The following is a 17,213-nucleotide window of genomic DNA, read 5'->3' as shown; positions in this document are numbered from 1 at the left end:
TTTTCTTCTTTATGTCTTACTCTATGAACAATATCACCCCCCCCCCCGCCCCCCCCCCCCCCCCCCCCCCCCCCCCCCCGCCCCCGTGCACCACCTTCGGAAGGACCGCCATGATCTCCACCCTCCAGTCCCGCATGCTGCGCGGGTCGGACGGTGACCCCGCTCCGCGTCTGGCCTACGGCGCCGACTACAACCCCGAGCAGTGGCCCCGGGACGTGTGGGAGGAGGACGTCCGGCTGATGCGGGAGGCCGGCGTCAACGTCGTCTCCGTGGGGATCTTCTCCTGGGCCCGCATCCAGCCGGGCCCGGACACCTGGGACTTCGGCTGGCTCGACGAGGTCATGGACCTGCTGCACGCGGGCGGCATCGGCGTGGACCTGGCCACCGCCACCGCCTCCCCGCCGCCGTGGCTCACCACCGCCCACCCGGAGATCCTGCCGGTCACCGCGAACGGCGAGACGCTCTGGCCGGGCGCCCGCCAGCACTGGCGGCCCACCTCTCCCGTCTTCCGCGAGCACGCCCTGCGTCTGGTGCGGAAAATCGCCGACCGGTACAAGGACCATCCGGCCCTGGTCGCCTGGCACGTCTCCAACGAGCTGGGCTGCCACAACATCTACGACTACTCGGACGACGCGGCCCGCGCCTTCCGCGTCTGGCTGCGCGCCCGCTACGGCGCGCTCGACGCCCTCAACCACGCCTGGGGCACGGCGTTCTGGTCGCAGCGCTACAGCGACTGGGAGCAGATCCTGCCGCCGCGGCAGGCCGCCGCGCACCCGAACCCGACCCAGCAGCTGGACTTCAAGCGGTTCTCCTCGGACGTGCTGAAGGACCACCTCGTCGCCGAGCGCGAGATCCTGCGGGAGATCACGCCCCAGATCCCGGTCACCACCAACTTCATGGTGATGGGCGGCACCAAGGGCATGAACTACCCGGACTGGGCGGGCGAGATCGACTTCGTCTCCAACGACCACTACGTCCACCCCGGCCCACAGGACCGTGACGAGCTGTCCTTCTCCGCGAACCTGGTCAGCGGCATCGCGAGCGGCCGGCCGTGGTTCCTGATGGAACACTCCACGAGTGCCGTCAACTGGCAGCCCGTCAACGTGGCGAAGCGGCCCGGCGACCTGGCCCGTGACTCGCTGCTGCATGTGGCGCACGGCGCGGACGCGGTGTGCTTCTTCCAGTGGCGGCAGTCGGCGGCCGGCGCCGAGAAGTACCACTCGGCGATGGTCCCGCACGCCGGCGAGGACAGCGACCTGTTCCGCGCCGTGGCCGACCTCGGCGCCCAGCTCAAGGCCCTTGCCCCGGTGGCGGGTTCGGAGCGCGAGTCGGCGGCCGTCGGCATCCTCTACGACTGGGAGTCGTGGTGGGCGAGCGAGCAGGACTCGCACCCCACCGCCCTGCTGGACTACCGGCAGGAGGCGCTCGACTGGTACTCGGCGCTGCTCGCCCTGGGCGTGCGCGCCGACCTCGTCACCACCCGCTCCGAGCTCTCCCGCCACCAGGTGCTCATCGCGCCGATCCTGCACGTCGTCCCCGCCGAGCTCACCAAGGAGCTGACGCGCTACGCCGAACAGGGCGGCCACCTCGTCACCACGTACTTCTCCGGGGTCGTCGACGAGAACGACCACGTCTGGCTCGGCGGCTACCCGGGCGCGCTGCGCGACCTGCTCGGCATCCGCGTCGAGGAGTTCGCTCCGCTGCTCGCCGGGGAGAGCGTGGAGTTGGACGACGCCACCTCGGGCAGCCTGTGGACCGACCGGATCACGGTCGCCGACCCGGACACCGCCGTGCTGGCCCGTTACGCCTCCGGGGTGCACACCGGCCGCCCGGCGATCACCCGCCGCACCACGGGCGCCGGCTCCGCGTCGTACGTCTCCACCCGCCTCGGCGTCGACGGGCTGCGCTCGCTGCTGCCCAGGCTGCTGGAGCCGGCCGGGGTGAGCAGCGAACTCCCCGCCGGCCTGCGGGGGCAGGTCGAGCTGACCGTGCGCCGGGGCGCCGCGGAACGGTTCCTGTTCCTGGTCAACCGGACCGACGAGACGGTCCCGGTGACCGGCGTCGAGGGCGAGGTCCTTATCGGTGAGCGCACGGACGGCGCGCTGGTCCTCGGGCCCCGCGCGGTCGCCGTACTGCGCCAGGCCGCCCTGTAGAGAACCCACGACTCCCCGGCACGACCTGACCCGTGCCGGGGGCCATCCCCTCCTGCCCGCGTGGGCAGGAGGGGCCCACCACAGCGACCGCACCGCAGTTGGGAGCACAGATGGCACGCCGTACCCGCAGCAGACGGTCCCTCGGGGCCGCCGCACTCACCGCGCTGGCCACCGGGGCCGCGCTTCTCAGCGTCCCCGTACAGGCGCACGCCGAGGCCGCCGTCACCGTGACGCCGGACCCGTCGTACCACCAGCAGAAGTTCGAGGGCTGGGGCACCAGTCTGGTCTGGTTCGCCAACGCCACCGGCGACTACCCGCCGGCGATCCGCGAGAAGCTCGCCAAGCTGCTCTTCGGCGACGACGGCCTGGCGCTGAACATCGCCCGCTACAACATCGGCGGCGGCAACGCGCCGGACGTGAAGGACTACCTGCGGCCCGGCGGCGCGGTCCAGGGCTGGTGGAAGGCGCCCGCGGGCACCACCCGTGAGGACACCGACTGGTGGAGCGCGGACGACCCGGCCGACTGGAACAACAACGCCGACGCCACCCAGCGCTGGTGGGTGGATCGCATCAAGAACGACATCGACCACTGGGAGACGTTCAGCAACTCCCCGCCGTGGTTCATGACCAACAGCGGCTATGTCTCCGGCGGGTTCAACGCCAACACCGACCAGTTGAAGACCGACTCGGTCGACGACTTCGCCGCCTATCTGGCGGGTGCGACGAAGCGGCTGGAGAAGGCCGAGGGCATCAAGGTCGACACGATCGACCCGTTCAACGAGCCCAACACCGGCTACTGGGGCACCCGGCTCGACGCGAACGGCCAGCCCGTCGGCGGCCGTCAGGAGGGCGCGCACATCGGCCCCGAGCTCCAGCAGAAGGTGCTCGCCGCGCTGCCGCCCGCGCTGAAGAAGGCCAAGGTCAAGGCCGAGATCGCGGCGATGGACGAGACCAACCCGTCCATCTTCGCGACGAACTGGAACTCCTACTCGCAGGCCGCCAAGGACGTCGTCGGCCAGATGAACGTCCACACCTACGGCACCGGGCAGCGCACCACCGTGCGCGACCTCGCCAAGGCCGCCGACAAGCCGCTGTGGATGAGCGAGGTCGAGGGCGACTGGGGCGACGGGCAGAGCTTCACGGACATGCGGCCGGGCCTCGGGCTCGCCCAGCAGATGGTGAACGACCTGCGCGAACTGGAGCCCACCGCCTGGGTCTTCTGGCAGCCGGTCGAGGACTACGACAACATGAAGCCGGGCGGCGAGTCCGCCAAGGGCGGCAACTGGGGCGAGGTCCAGCTCCCGTTCAGCTGCACCAAGACGGACACCCTGCAGTCGTGCCCGATCCACACCAACACCAAGTTCGACACGGCCCGTAACTTCACGCACTTCATCAAGCCCGGCGACAAGCTGATCAAGGTCGACGACACCTCCAGCGCCGCCGCCGTGACCAAGGACGGCAAGGGCGCCTCGCTCGTCCACGTCAACTCCACCACCGCGGCCCGCACGGTCACCATCGACCTGTCCAAGTTCCGCACGATCAAGGGCAACGCGACCGTGACACCGACCGTGACCAGCGCCGACGGCAAGCTCAAGCAGCAGACTCCGGTCAAGGTCGTCGACGGCAAGGCGACGTACACCGTTCCCGCGCAGTCCGTGACCTCCTTCGCCATCAAGGGCGTCTCGGGCGTCGCGAAGAACGCGGGCCTGTTCAGCAAGGGCCACTCCTACACGCTGACCGGCGTGCAGAGCGGCAAGGCGGTGACCGTCGCCGCCAACGGAACGAACCTGGTCATCGGCTCGGCCAACGGCTCCACCGCGCAGCAGTGGCAGCTGGACGCCCGCTACGGCAAGACCGGCGCCCGCCAGCACTACGTCTTCGCGAACCCGGCCGAGGGCAAGCGCCTCGCCGTCCGCGACAACGTGCCGGTGGTGGAACCCGACACCGGCGAGCGGGACCCGGCCACCGAGTGGATCATGTCGACCACCGGTGACAGCACATGGACCCTGGTCAACGTGGCCACCGGGCGACTCCTCGAAGTCGGCGGCCAGGCGACCAACGAGGGTGCCGCCGTCACCACATGGCAGCCCAACTCCGGTTCCAACCAGCGCTGGAGGGTCACGGACGTGACGCCGTAGCGCCTGCTAGTCCGCTGTCTTCGCCCGCATCGCGATCGTCGTGATGTGGGCGGAGTGCTGTGCGGGGACGCGTTCCAGGACTCCGCCCGCGAAGACGTCGTACAGCGGGAGCGTCTCCAGATGCACATAGCCGATGTGGCAGTCGCAGACGGCGAGCGGGCAGGGGCGCGGGCGCAGGGCGGCCCGGTACGAGCCGTCGTAGAGGTTGCCGAGTTCGGCCCGGACGAAGTGACAGCGGCGGACGGTGCCCTCGCCGTCGACCGAGATCACGGACTCGCCGGTGCGGCAGGGCAGTCCGGCGCTGCGGTGCGGGTGGCGGCTGTACGGGAAGAGCGGGTCGAGCACGGTCCAGTCGTCGGCTTCGGCGTCCCCGTAGGTGTGGCCCTCGGCGGCGTTGATCCACAGTTGAAGTGTTCTCTCGGCTGAAGCCGGGAGATTCCCCCCTACCTTGCGGCGGCGGGCTTGACGCGGCGAGCGCGCCTGACGACTGCCCTTCCGGCAGCCGGGATCGCCACGTGGCCGATCCGGTACAGGTGCAAGATATTGCGGGCCGCGTTCCAGTCGGCGTTCGCCTCGAAGCCGCAGCCGGGGTTCTTGCACACGAACGTGGCCTGGTCCTCCCGGCTGCCCGGCGTGGTGACGCCGCAGGCAGAGCAGCGCAGGGAGGTGCCCGGAGCGGGGACCTTGACCAGGGCGCCGCCGCGCAGGGCGAGCTTGTACGACAGCATCGTGACCGTGCGGCCCCACGCCTCCTGGCTGATGGAGCGGTTCAGCCCGGCCTTCTGCGCGACGTTCCTCGACCCCGACGTGTACGCACCCGTGCGGGAGACGTGACCCGGAGCGTCTTGGGGGCGGGCCTCAGGCGCCGGCGGCGCGGGCCAGCACGTCGGTGACCTCGCTGCGGACCGCGTCCCGGGCCATGGCGGGCAGGGCGCCCAGGTCCGTGCCCGCCAGGGCCTGAAGGACCTGCTCGGCGTCGGCGTCGTAGGACGTGCTCTCGCTGAGCACCTCGTAGCCGTCGCGCACCGCCACGCGCAGGCGGGCCGGGGCGTCGCCTTCGGCGTGCACCGCGGCGGCGACGACGAGGGGCGGCGGGCCGCCCGCCGCGCCCTCCAGCTTGCGATAGCCGCTGGCCAGGGGCGTGCGCCAGCGCAGGGCGAGCAGCACATGACGCTTCGCCAGCAGCTCGGTCAGGTCGGTCTCGTACACGCCTTCGGGCTCCAGGACGACGGCCTTGGCGTCCAGGACGAGGGCGGCCGGGAGCAGACAGCGCAGGGTGCTGCCGACGATGTTGCCGCCGACCGTGGCCGCCCGGCGCACCGCGCCCGTGCCCACGCCGGAGGCCGCCCGGTGCAGTACCTCGGGCACGGTCGCGTCGACCCGGTGCAGCAGGACGGCCCCGCCGAGTTCCTCGGGGCCGACCGTGTTGGCCTCCGGCAGATTGCGCAGCGACACGGCCTGTTCGGGGAAGCCGTCGCGCTGCCAGCCGGCCCACACCAGCGTGGCGCCGCCCACCGGTACCGCTCCCTCGGCCAGACACTGCTGTGCTTCCGATATGGAGGAGGGAAGACGCAACTGCACGACAACCGACCTGCCTTCCCTGGAGGTTCGTGGGGAGGAAGGTGTCGCTCCCCCGCATGATCAATGGCAGAACGGATTCTGCCCACGTGCGCGGGGGCGCATACCGGGCTCATGGCTGCACCGCGTCGAACCCCTGAGCCCTTTCAGCCGTTCAGCGCCAGCCAGGGCTGCGGGTCGGTGTAGGAGCCGTCGTAGATGACCTCGAAGTGCAGGTGGGGGCCGGTGGACAGGCCGGTGGAGCCGACCCTTCCGATCGGGGTTCCGGTCCGCACGGTCTGTCCGGCGGTGACCTCGATGGCCGACAGATGGCTGTACGTCGTCTCCAGCCGTTTGCCTTCGATGGCGCCGTGGTCGACGACGACGCGGTTGCCGTACGCCTTGGTCATGGCCGCGAACACGACCCGGCCGTCGCGGGCCGCTAAGACCTGGGCTCCCTGCGGGGCGCCGAAGTCGACGCCGGTGTGGAGTTTGGTGACGCCGGTGAGCGGGTGCCGACGCGATCCGTACGCGGAGGTGATGGTGAGGGTGGTGACGGGTGCGGCCAGGATCGCGTTCGCCTGTCCGCCGCCGCTGAAGTCTTCCCGGTCGAACGCCTCGTACCGGGTGAACAGGGCTTTCACCTCGGTGAGGTAGGTGTGTGCCGCGGCGGGCACCCGCCCGGCCGTGGCCACCGCGTCCGTGCCGACCGCGTAGGCGGCGAGGGTGAGGTCCACGAGTTCGCCGGCGACGGTCCCGTCGGTCCTGAGGTCGGTGATCTTCCCGGCGAGGGAGCAGTCCTGCCGGCCCAACGCCATGATGGCGTCGGCCGGATCGTGTGGCGAGGAGCTGCCGTTGCCGTCGTCGTCCTTGCCCCAGGTCCGCCAACCGGCGGCCGTGAAGGCGGCGATGCCCTGTTCGTCGGACGTCGTGGCGCTGTCGTTGTTCCAGCCGGACAGCTGGTCGATCTGGGCGGCGAGGAGGGAAGGGGTGACGACCGTGCAGGCTTCGGCCGCCTTGTGCAGCCAGGGCCCGTACGTCTCGTCGATGCCGTCGGCTGCGGGCTGCTCCGAGCTGTCGCCGGGCGTCCAGTCCGCGGGGAGGCCGCCGGTCAGGACAAGGAATCCGGCCACCACCGACAGGGTGACCAGGCCCGGCAGCACCAGCAGGGTGAAGGGGCCGGGACCGCGCCGGCGAGGCCTGGGCTCGGGCGGCCGCGGTGCGGGCGGGGTCGCGGGTTCGCCGGCCGGGCGGGTCTCGAGGGCGTGCTCGTCGCTCACGCGGAGAGCTCCGGACGGTCCGTCACAAGCCGGTCCGGGAAGGCGCTGGTGTTCACGGCCGGAGGTTAGCCCGCCGCGCGGCGGACGTCACCGGACGCGGGGGCAGACCTGCTGTCCGCGAGGGCAGACCTGGCCGCCGGCGGGCGGTCGGCGGGCCGATCCTGTCAGCGGCCCTTGATAGAACAGGCGGCGCACGGGCCGGGGATCTCCTGTCGCCGACCGCCGTCCCGCACGGAAGGCTCCTGCCATGGCCCTGGGTCACCTCTGCGAACTGCACGGCCTGCCGGTGTTCGACTTCCCGCTGCCCGGCGAGGGCCCCGCGACCCTGCCGGAGCCGGGAGCCGTCGCCTGGCGGCTCTTCCCGGCGCGGCGAGGGGGTTTTCGAGGAGGACTACGCCGAATGCTGGGATCGTTTCCTCGACACCGTGGACCCGGCCGGCGTGCGGGCGCTGGTCCTCGGGGCGGGCGCCTACGGTACCGAGCACGACGCCGCCGACCCTGGTGAGACGGCCGCACTGCTCGCCGCGGCGGCGGACCGGCTGACGGGTCTTCGCGCCCTCTACCTCGCCGACCTCGAATTCGAGGAGGCCGAGCTCTCGTGGATCGTCCAGGCCGACGTCAGCCCGTTCCTCGCCGCGTACCCCCGGCTGGAGGAGCTCGCCGTGCGCGGTTCCGGGGGCGGCTTCAGCGGCGAGCCGGGGCTGGAGTTCACGCCGTTGCGCCACGAGTCGCTGCGGGTCCTGCGTTTCGAGAACGGCGGGCTTCCCGCCCAGGTGGTGCACGGCCTCACCGCCTCCGGCCTGCCCGCCCTCGAGCACCTGGACCTGTGGCTGGGCGACGAGTCGTACGGCCGCAGCACCACGGTGGCCGACCTCGCGCCGATCCTGGACGGCTCCCGGCTCCCGGCTGCCCGCGCTGCGCCGGCTGGGCCTGCAGAACGCGGACATCCAGGACGAGATCGCCGCCGCCGTGGCCTGCGCGCCCGTCGTCGCCCGTCTCACGGCCCTGCACCTGGGCCGCGGCACGCTCGGCGACGCGGGAGCCGAGGCCCTGCTGTCCGGCCGGCCGCTGCTGCATCTGCGGGAGCTGGACCTGCGCCACCACTATCTGACGGACGCCATGATGGAACGGGTGCGGCAGGCCCTGGAGCCCCACGGGGTGACGGTCGACCTCTCCGAGCAGGAGCGGGAGTACGCGGACGGGGGACGGTACGTGTCCGCCGGCGAGTGAGCGCTTCAGTCCACGACCACCAGCAGGTCACCGCCCTCCACCTGCTGAATGCGGTTGATGGCCAGCCTGCTTACCCGGCCGGCCTTCGGGGCGGTGATCGTGGCCTCCATCTTCATCGCCTCGATGGTGGCGATCGTCGCGCCGACCTCCACCTCGTCGCCTTCCGTGACGGCCAGCGTGACCACGCCGGCGAACGGCGCGGCGACATGCCCGGGGTTGGTGCGGTCGGCCTTCTCGGTGACCGGGACGTCGGAGGCCGCCGCCCGGTCGCGGACCTGGATGGGCCGCAGCTGGCCGTTCAGGGTCGACATGACGGTGCGCATACCGCGCTCGTCGGCCTCGCCGACGGCCTGCAGTTCGATCAGGAGACGGACGCCCGGTTCGAGGTCGACGGAGTACTCCTTGCCCGGGCGCAGGCCGTAGAAGAAGTCCTTGCTGTCGAGCACGCTGGTGTCGCCGTAGGCCTGGCGGTGGGTTTCGAACTCGCGTGTCGGGCCGGGGAAGAGCAGCCGGTTGAGGGTGGTGCGGGGGGTCTTCTCCAGGCCTTCGCGGTCCTCGGCGGTCAGCTCCTGCACGGGCTTGGCGTCGGCGCGGCCCTGCAACGCCTTGCTGCGGAACGGCTCGGGCCAGCCGCCGGGCGGGGTGCCGAGCTCGCCGCGCAGGAAGCCGATGACGGAGTCGGGGATGTCGTACCGGTCGGGCGTCGCCTCGAAGTCCTGCGGCAGGACGCCGGCGCCGACCAGGTGCAGGGCGAGGTCGCCGACCACCTTGGAGGAAGGGGTGACCTTCACCAGGTGGCCGAGGATGCGGTCGGCGGCGGCGTACATCGCCTCGATGTCCTCGAAGCGGTCGCCGAGGCCGAGCGCGACGGCCTGGGTGCGCAGGTTGGAGAGCTGTCCGCCGGGGATCTCGTGGTGGTAGACGCGCCCGGTCGGAGAGGCGAGGCCGGCCTCGAAGGGGGCGTAGATCCTGCGGACGCCCTCCCAGTAGGGCTCCAGGTCGCCGACGGCCTGGAGGTCGAGGCCGGTGGGCCGCTCGGAGTGGTCGGTCGCGGCGACGAGCGCGGACAGCGAGGGCTGCGAGGTGGTTCCCGCCATGGAGGCGACGGCGCCGTCGACGGCGTCCGCGCCCGCGTGGATGGCGGCCAGGTAGGTGGCGAGCTGGCCACCGGCGGTGTCGTGGGTGTGCAGGTGCACCGGCAGGTCGAACTCGCGGCGCAGGGCGGCCACGAGCTTCGCGGCGGCCGGGGCGCGCAGCAGGCCCGCCATGTCCTTGACGGCCAGGACATGGGCGCCGGCCTCGACGATCTGCTCGGCGAGCCGCAGGTAGTAGTCGAGGGTGTAGAGGCGCTCGTTCGGGTCGGACAGGTCGGAGGTGTAGCAGAGGGCGACCTCGGCGACGGCCGTGCCGGTCTCGCGTACGGCGTCGATGGCGGGCCGCATCTGGCCGACGTCGTTGAGGGCGTCGAAGATGCGGAAGATGTCGATGCCGGTGGCGGCGGCCTCCTGCACGAAGGCGTCGGTCACCTCGGTCGGGTACGGCGTGTAGCCGACGGTGTTGCGGCCGCGCAGCAGCATCTGCAGGCAGATGTTGGGCACGGCCTCGCGCAGGGCCGCCAGCCGCTCCCAGGGGTCCTCGGCGAGGAAGCGCAGGGCGACGTCGTAGGTGGCGCCGCCCCAGCACTCCAGGGAGAGCAGGTTCGGCAGGGTGCGGGCGACCAGCGGGGCGGAGGCGAGGAGGTCCTTGGTGCGCACGCGGGTGGCGAGCAGGGACTGGTGCGCGTCGCGGAAGGTGGTGTCGGTGACGCCGATGGTGGGCGACTCGCGCAGCCAGCGGGCGAAGCCCTCGGGGCCGAGGTGGACCAGGCGCTGGCGGGAGCCCGCCGGCGGCTCGGTGTCGGGCAGCGGCGGGAGCTTGGTGGCCGGGGTGATCAGTTCGGGGCGTTCGCCGTGCGGCTTGTTCACCGTGACGTCGGCGAGGTAGGTGAGCAGCTTCGTGCCGCGGTCGGCGGAGGAGCGTGCGGTGAGCAGGTGCGGCCGCTGTTCGATGAACGAGGTGGTGACGCGCCCGGCCTGGAAGTCGGCGTCGTCGAGGACCGCCTGCAGGAACGGGATGTTGGTGGCCACACCACGGATGCGGAACTCGGCCACGGCACGCCGGGCCCGCCCGATGGCGGTCTTGAAGTCCCGGCCCCGGCAGGTGAGTTTGACCAGCATGGAGTCGAAGTGGGCGCTGATCTCCGTGCCCGCGTGGGTGGTGCCGCCGTCGAGGCGGATGCCGGAGCCGCCCGGGGAGCGGTAGGCGCTGATGCGGCCGGTGTCCGGGCGGAAGCCGTTCGCGGGGTCCTCGGTGGTGATACGGCACTGCAGGGCCGCGCCGCGCAGGGTGACCGTCTCCTGCGACAGGCCGAGGTCGGCGAGGCTCTCGCCGGAGGCGATGCGCAGCTGGGCCTGGACGAGGTCGACGTCGGTGACCTCCTCGGTGACCGTGTGCTCGACCTGGATGCGCGGGTTCATCTCGATGAAGACGTGGTTGCCGTCGGGGTCGAGGAGGAACTCCACGGTGCCCGCGTTGCGGTAGCCGATCCGGCGGGCGAAGCGCACGGCGTCGGCGCAGATGCGGTCCCGCAGTTCCGGGTCCAGGTTGGGGGCGGGGGCCAGCTCGATGACCTTCTGGTGGCGGCGCTGGACCGAGCAGTCACGCTCGAAGAGGTGGATGACGTTGCCCTCGCCGTCGGCGAGGATCTGCACCTCGATGTGGCGGGGGTCGACGACCGCCTTCTCCAGGAAGACGGTGGCGTCGCCGAACGCGGACGCCGCCTCGCGGGCCGCCGCCTCGATGGACTCGCGCAGCTGTGCCGGGTGCTCGACGCGCCGCATGCCGCGCCCGCCGCCGCCGGCGACCGCCTTGACGAACACGGGGAAGCCGATGTCGTCCGCGGCGCGTACCAGTTCGTCGATGTCGCTGGAGGGCGCCGAGGAGCCGAGCACGGGCACGCCGGCCTCCCGGGCCGCGGCGACGGCCCGGGCCTTGTTCCCGGTCAGTTCGAGGGTCTGCGCGTCGGGGCCGACGAACGCGATGCCCGCCTCCTCGCAGGCGCGGGCCAGTTCGGGGTTCTCGGAGAGGAACCCGTAGCCGGGGTAGACGGCGTCGGCGCCCGCCCGGCGGGCGGCGCCCACGATCTCCTCGACGGAGAGGTAGGCGCGTACCGGGTGTCCCGGCTCGCCGATCTCGTAGGCCTCGTCGGCTTTCATCCGGTGCAGTGAGTTGCGGTCCTCGTGCGGGAAGACGGCGACCGTGCGCGCGCCCAGCTCATAGCCGGCGCGAAACGCACGGATCGCGATCTCACCACGGTTGGCGACCAGCACCTTGCGGAACATCCTGGGACCCCTTCAGCCTGCCGGTGACGGGACCCATCGTGGCGGTGAGTGACCGTGTTGGCCATGTGAGTCGGCCCACTCACCGCATGTCTCGCTCGTTCGGACCGTGTCCGACTACATTCGACGCCCGATCAGACCGCCACCCCGTTCGACCTGTCGGACATCATTCGAGATCTCTTGACGCCGCACCGTACGCCGTTTGACACTCTCGCAACATCACGTCACACAGCTGAAACGGCAGGCTTACATGACGCACAGGGAACGACTCCGCGGACGCGCGAGACGCGGGGCGGGACAACTCGCCGCGGTGACCGCCGTCTCACTGCTCATGGGCCTGGCCGGTGCGGCAACTCCCGTACACGCGGTGGACGTTGCGAATGCTGCCGACGTCTTTGACGGCCTGGCCCTGTGGTACAAGCTCGACGCCGCCTCCGGCACCACGGTGACCGACGCCTCCGGCCACGGCCGCGACGGCACGGTCAACGGCGCCGCCGGGTGGTCGTCCACCGGCCAGGGCCTCGCCTTCAACGGCTCCGACACCTACATCAAGATGCCGAACGACGTCATGAAGGGCATGGACGCGATCAGCGTCGCCATGGACGTGCGGATCGACGCCGGCCAGTCGACGCCGTATTTCCTCTACGGTTTCGGCAACTCCAGCGGAAGCAACGGCAACGGTTACCTCTTCACCACGGGCAACTCCCTGCGCACCTCGATCGCCAGCGGCAACTGGTCGACGGAGCAGACCACCAAGCCTGCCGACTCCCACAACCTGACCCGCTCGGTGTGGAAGCACCTCACCTACACGCAGTCCGGCACCACCGGCGTGCTGTACGAGGACGGCGTCGAGGTCGCCCGCAACACCTCGGTCACCATCACCCCCGGCTCGATCGGCGCCGGCCTCACCACCGCCAACTACCTCGGCAAGTCCGTCTACTCCGGCGACAGGCTCTTCAAGGGCGACATCCGCGACTTCCGTGTGTACGACCGCGCGCTGGCCGCCTCCGACGTGGAGCAGCTCGCCCTGCCCGTGGCCACGCAGGGCGTCGCCGACGACAAGGCCGCACTGGACCTCGGCGACACCGGCGCCGTCACCGCCGATCTGAGCCTGCCGAAGACCGGCACGGCCGGCGGCTCCGCGATCAGCTGGGCCAGCGACAACCCCGACGTCGTGTCGGACGCCGGCAAGGTGACCCGTCCCGCCGCGGGCGGGCCGGACGGCCATGCCACGCTCACGGCGACCCTGAAGAAGGGCACGGTCACGGACACCAAGTCGTTCGACGTCACGGTCCTTGCCGCCTTCGACGACGGGACCGCCGCCGAGCAGGCCGCCGAAGCCCTCAGCGTCCACAACCTCGACGACGTCCGCGGCAACCTCGCCCTCCCGGCAACCGGTTCCTACGGCACCTCCGTCACCTGGTCCTCCGCGACCCCGGACGTGATCTCCGCCGACGGCGTGGTCCACCGCCCCGCGCACGGCGCCGGCGCCACCACGGTCGACCTGACCGCGACCGTCACCAAGGGCACGGCGACGGCGACCCGCACGTTCACCGCGAAGGTCCCCGAACTGCCCGCGAAGGAAGCCCTCAAGGGCTACATGTTCAGCTACTTCACCGGCGAGGGCACCGCGGACGGCGAGCAGCTCTACGCCGCGCTGAGCAAGGGCAACGACCCGCTGAAGTGGCGGGAGCTGAACGACGGCAAGCCCGTCCTGACCTCCACGCTCGGCGAGAAGGGCCTGCGCGACCCGTTCATCATCCGCTCCCCCGAGGGCGACAAGTTCTACCAGATCGCCACCGACCTCCGGATCTACGGCAACGGCGACTGGGACGCCGCCCAGCGCACCGGCAGCAAGTCCATCATGATCTGGGAGTCCACCGACCTCGTCCACTGGACGAACCAGCGCCTGGTGAAGATCTCCCCCGACAGCGCCGGCAACACCTGGGCGCCGGAGGCGTACTACGACACCAAGCTCGGTGAGTACGTGGTCTTCTGGGCGTCGAAGCTGTACGACAACGCGGCGCACTCCGGCGACACCTACAACCGGATGATGTACGCCACCACCCGCGACTTCTACACGTTCAGCGAGCCCAAGGTCTGGATCGACCGCGGCTACTCGGTCATCGACTCCACCGTCATCCAGCACGACGGCACGTACTTCCGCCTCTCGAAGGACGAGCGCAACAACACCTCCTCGACGCCCAACAGCAAGTTCATCTTCGAGGAGAAGAGCGACTCGCTGCTGAACCTCTCCTGGAGCCCGGTCGCCGAGGGCATCGGCAAGGGCGCGATGAACGCGGCCGAGGGCCCGCTGGTCTTCAAGTCCAACACCGAGGAGAAGTGGTACGCGTTCCTCGACGAGTTCGGCGGTCGCGGCTACATCCCGTTCGAGACGACGGACCTCGCCTCCGGCGCCTGGACCCCGTCCACCGGCTACGACCTGCCGTCGAAGCCCCGCCACGGCACGGTCCTGCCGGTCACACAGGCCGAGTACGACCGGCTGCTGCGCGCCTACCAGCCGGACCAGCTCGTCTCGAGCGTCGAGGGCGTGTCGGTGAAGACCCGGATCGGCGAGGCCCCGGTGCTCCCGGCGACCGTGATCGCCACCTACGCGGACGGCGTCAAGCGTCCGGTGGCAGTGACCTGGGACGACGTCCCGGCGTCGGCGTACGCGCAGGCCGGGACCTTCACGGTGACCGGCAGCCTGCCCGACGGCGCCGCGATACCGGTCCGGGCCGAGGTCACCGTGTCCGAGGAGGGTGCTGACGTCCCGGCGGACCTGCTGCTGGACTACGGCTTCGACGAGACGTCCGGCAACATCGCCGTTGACTCCAGCGGACACGGCTACCACGGCACCTACGTCCACACGCCCGACTTCGGCACCGGCGTGGACGGCGGCTCGTTCAAGATGTCCGGCGACTCCGCGACGTCCCCCTACGTGAAGATCCCGAACGGCGTGCTGAAGAACGCCGACAGCGTGACCGTCTCGACGTACGCGAAGTGGAAGGGCGGCGACAACTTCCAGTGGCTGTTCGGGCTCGGCCCCGACAGCAACAAGTACCTCTTCGCCACCCCCTCCAACGGCAGCTCCAGCCTCTACTCGGCGATCAGCAAGGCCAGTTGGTCGGCGGAGTCGAAACTGACGGCCGGCCGGCAGCTCACGCCCGGCGAGTGGCGGCACGTCACCGTCACCCTCGACGGCGCGACCGGCACGATGATCCTCTACGTCGACGGCGTCGAGGCGGCCCGCACGACGACCACCATCAAGCCGTCCGAGCTCTACGACGCGAACAAGGACTACAGCGGTTACATCGGGCGTTCCCTGTACTCGGGCGACCCGTACTTCGGCGGCGAGGTCGACGATTTCCGCATCTACGGCCGGGCCCTGACGGCCGCCGAGGTGATGGAGCTCAGCGGCAACACGGCGGGCGTCGCCCGGGTGACGGCCTCCGCGCTGAAGGTGGACGCGCTCATCGACAACTCGGGCAGCCGCATCACGCTCCCCGCGAAGGAGGGCACCGATCTCACCCGGCTGGCACCGGAGTTCACCCTCGCCCACGGCGCGGCGATCTCCCCCGCCTCGGGCAGCGTCCAGGACTTCAGCAAGCCGGTGACGTACGAGGTGACCGGCTCCGACGGCAAGAAGCGCACCTGGACGGTCTCGGCGCTCATCATGAAAAGCCCGGTCCTGCCGGGTCTCAACGCCGACCCCAACATCGTCCGCTTCGGCGACACCTTCTACATGTACCCGACGACCGACGGCTTCGAGGGCTGGAGCGGCACGCAGTTCAAGGCGTACTCCTCGACCGACCTGGTGCACTGGACGGACCACGGCGTCATCCTCGACCTGGGTCCCGACGTGAGCTGGGCGGACAGCAGGGCCTGGGCGCCGACGATCGCCGAGAAGGACGGCAAGTACTACTTCTACTTCTGCGCCGACGCGAACATCGGGGTCGCGGTCTCCGACTCGCCGACCGGTCCGTTCAAGGACGCCCTCGGACAGCCCCTGCTCAAGGCGGGCCAGATGAGCGGCCAGATGATCGACCCGGCGGTGTTCACCGACGACGACGGCCAGTCGTACCTGTACTGGGGCAACGGCCACGCCTATGTCGTACCGCTGAACGGTGACATGGTCTCCTTCGACGCCTCGAAGATCACCGACATCACCCCGAGCGGCTACAACGAGGGCACGTTCGTGGTGAAGCGCAAGGGCACCTACTACTTCATGTGGTCGGAGAACGACACCCGGGACGAGAACTACCGCGTCGCCTACGCCACCGGCCCCTCCCCCACCGGCCCCTGGACCAAGCGGGGCGTGATCCTTCAGAAGGACACCTCGCTGGGCATCCTGGGCACCGGCCACCACTCGGTCGTCCAGGTACCGGGCACCGACGACTGGTACATCGCCTACCACCGGTTCGCGATCCCCGGCGGTGACGGCATGCACCGCGAAACCACCATCGACAAGATGGAGTTCGACGCCGACGGCCTGATCAAGAAGGTCGTGCCCACGCTCACGAGCATCGACCCGGTCACCATCGTCCACGCCGGTCCGGACGCCACGGGCGTGGAGGGCGCCGCGATCGCCCTGAACGGCACGGTCTCCGGCGCCGGCGGCGCACGGTGGACGGTCGAGGCGGACGCACCGTGCACGGTCGCGGACCCGGCCGCCGCCAGGACGTCGGTCACCTGCACCGACAACGGCGCCTACACCCTCACCCTGACGGGCGGGCGCAGCGCCGACACGGCGACCGTCACCGTGACCAACGCGGCTCCGTCGATCACATCGGTCACCGGCCCGTCGGGCCCGGTGTCGGTCGGCCGGCCCACGGCCGTCACCGCCCGGTTCACCGACCCGGGCGCCGGTGACACCCACACCTGCGTGGTCGACTGGAAGGACGGCGGCAAGCCGGCCCCCGGCACGGTCACCTCGTCCGGCTGCCGGGCGGAGCACACCTACGCCTCGGCGGGCATCCGGCGTCCGGTGATCACCGTCACCGACGACGACGGCGGCTCGGTCAACAGCACGCTCCCCGAGCTGATCGTGTACGACCGGGCGGCCGGCCCGGTGGTGGGTGCGGGGATCGCCGGCAAGGCGAAGTTCTCCCTCTCCGCCGGCTATCTGCCGGGCTTCTCCGCCCCGGTCGGGCAGCTCGCCTTCGATCTCAAGCAGCCCCGTCTGAAGTTCCGCTCCACCGGCTTCGACTGGCTGGTCGTGTCCGGCTCGCAGGCCGTCCTGCAGGGCTCCGGCACGGTCGACGGCAAGAGCGGCTACGCCTTCCGCGTCACCGCGACCGACAACCCGGACTTCTTCGTCATGAAGATCTGGAAGAAGTCCGACGGCAAGGTGGTCTACGACAGCGGCCGCCCGGCGAAGGTCACCGGCGTCCTCACGGTCGGCCTCCGGCACCGGTAGCGCAGTCGTCTGGCTCTTGATCGAGCCGGGCGGTTAAGGTCATGGGCCCCCTGCCCGAG

6 protein-coding genes and 3 pseudogenes are annotated in these 17,213 nt (G+C 70.8%); 4 read left to right on the top strand and 5 right to left on the bottom strand.

The window, feature by feature from the left end; genetic code table 11:
- The first annotated feature begins 110 nt into the window (after positions 1 to 110).
- Positions 111 to 2,153 (top strand): beta-galactosidase, encoded by a 2,043-nt coding sequence (locus ACIBTS_RS19875; RefSeq protein WP_399320878.1) that lies wholly within the window; start codon positions 111 to 113, stop codon positions 2,151 to 2,153.
- 110 nt (positions 2,154 to 2,263) lie between these two features.
- On the top strand, positions 2,264 to 4,291 hold the full coding sequence (locus ACIBTS_RS19870; protein WP_399320877.1) for an RICIN domain-containing protein: 2,028 nt from the start codon (positions 2,264 to 2,266) through the stop codon (positions 4,289 to 4,291).
- A gap of 6 nt (positions 4,292 to 4,297) precedes the next feature.
- Here the strand turns inward: ACIBTS_RS19870 and ACIBTS_RS19865 are convergent.
- From ACIBTS_RS19865 to ACIBTS_RS19850, 4 genes and pseudogenes are all read right to left on the bottom strand, one after another.
- A pseudogene (locus ACIBTS_RS19865) lies at positions 4,298 to 4,699 on the bottom strand (radical SAM protein); the annotation flags it as partial.
- Positions 4,700 to 4,734: 35 nt separating this feature from the next.
- Positions 4,735 to 5,088: pseudogene (locus tag ACIBTS_RS19860) on the bottom strand (zinc ribbon domain-containing protein); the annotation flags it as partial.
- Positions 5,089 to 5,149: 61 nt separating this feature from the next.
- A complete protein-coding gene (locus tag ACIBTS_RS19855) occupies positions 5,150 to 5,872 on the bottom strand; it encodes an FAD binding domain-containing protein (protein WP_399320875.1) in 723 nt (240 codons plus the stop codon).
- A 143-nt stretch (positions 5,873 to 6,015) separates the two neighbouring features.
- Positions 6,016 to 7,128, bottom strand: a complete 1,113-nt coding sequence (locus tag ACIBTS_RS19850; protein ID WP_399320874.1) for a M23 family metallopeptidase — start codon at positions 7,126 to 7,128, stop codon at positions 6,016 to 6,018.
- Between the two features lie 247 nt (positions 7,129 to 7,375).
- Here ACIBTS_RS19850 and ACIBTS_RS19845 point away from each other — a divergent pair.
- Positions 7,376 to 8,358: pseudogene (locus ACIBTS_RS19845) on the top strand (STM4015 family protein).
- 5 nt (positions 8,359 to 8,363) lie between these two features.
- Here ACIBTS_RS19845 and ACIBTS_RS19840 read toward each other — a convergent pair.
- Entirely contained in the window at positions 8,364 to 11,738 is a 3,375-nt protein-coding gene (locus ACIBTS_RS19840) for a pyruvate carboxylase (protein WP_399320872.1), read from the bottom strand.
- Between the two features lie 247 nt (positions 11,739 to 11,985).
- Between ACIBTS_RS19840 and ACIBTS_RS19835 the strand changes: the two genes are divergently transcribed.
- Positions 11,986 to 17,154 (top strand): family 43 glycosylhydrolase, encoded by a 5,169-nt coding sequence (locus ACIBTS_RS19835; protein ID WP_399320871.1) that lies wholly within the window; start codon positions 11,986 to 11,988, stop codon positions 17,152 to 17,154.
- Positions 17,155 to 17,213: the final 59 nt, after the last annotated feature.

This window comes from Streptomyces sp. NPDC050121 (assembly GCF_044460385.1).
In the GTDB taxonomy this organism is placed as follows: Bacteria; Actinomycetota; Actinomycetes; order Streptomycetales; family Streptomycetaceae; genus Streptomyces; species Streptomyces soliscabiei.
Note: the sequence above shows the minus strand (reverse complement) of the source record. Positions and strands in the feature narration are given on the sequence as shown.

Coding starts and splice junctions, on each gene's coding strand:
- ACIBTS_RS19875 (WP_399320878.1), top strand. CDS start 111: ATGATCTCCACCCTCCAGTCCCGCATGCTGCGCGGGTCGGACGGTGAC.
- ACIBTS_RS19870 (WP_399320877.1), top strand. CDS start 2,264: ATGGCACGCCGTACCCGCAGCAGACGGTCCCTCGGGGCCGCCGCACTC.
- ACIBTS_RS19840 (WP_399320872.1), bottom strand. CDS start 11,738: ATGTTCCGCAAGGTGCTGGTCGCCAACCGTGGTGAGATCGCGATCCGT.
- ACIBTS_RS19835 (WP_399320871.1), top strand. CDS start 11,986: ATGACGCACAGGGAACGACTCCGCGGACGCGCGAGACGCGGGGCGGGA.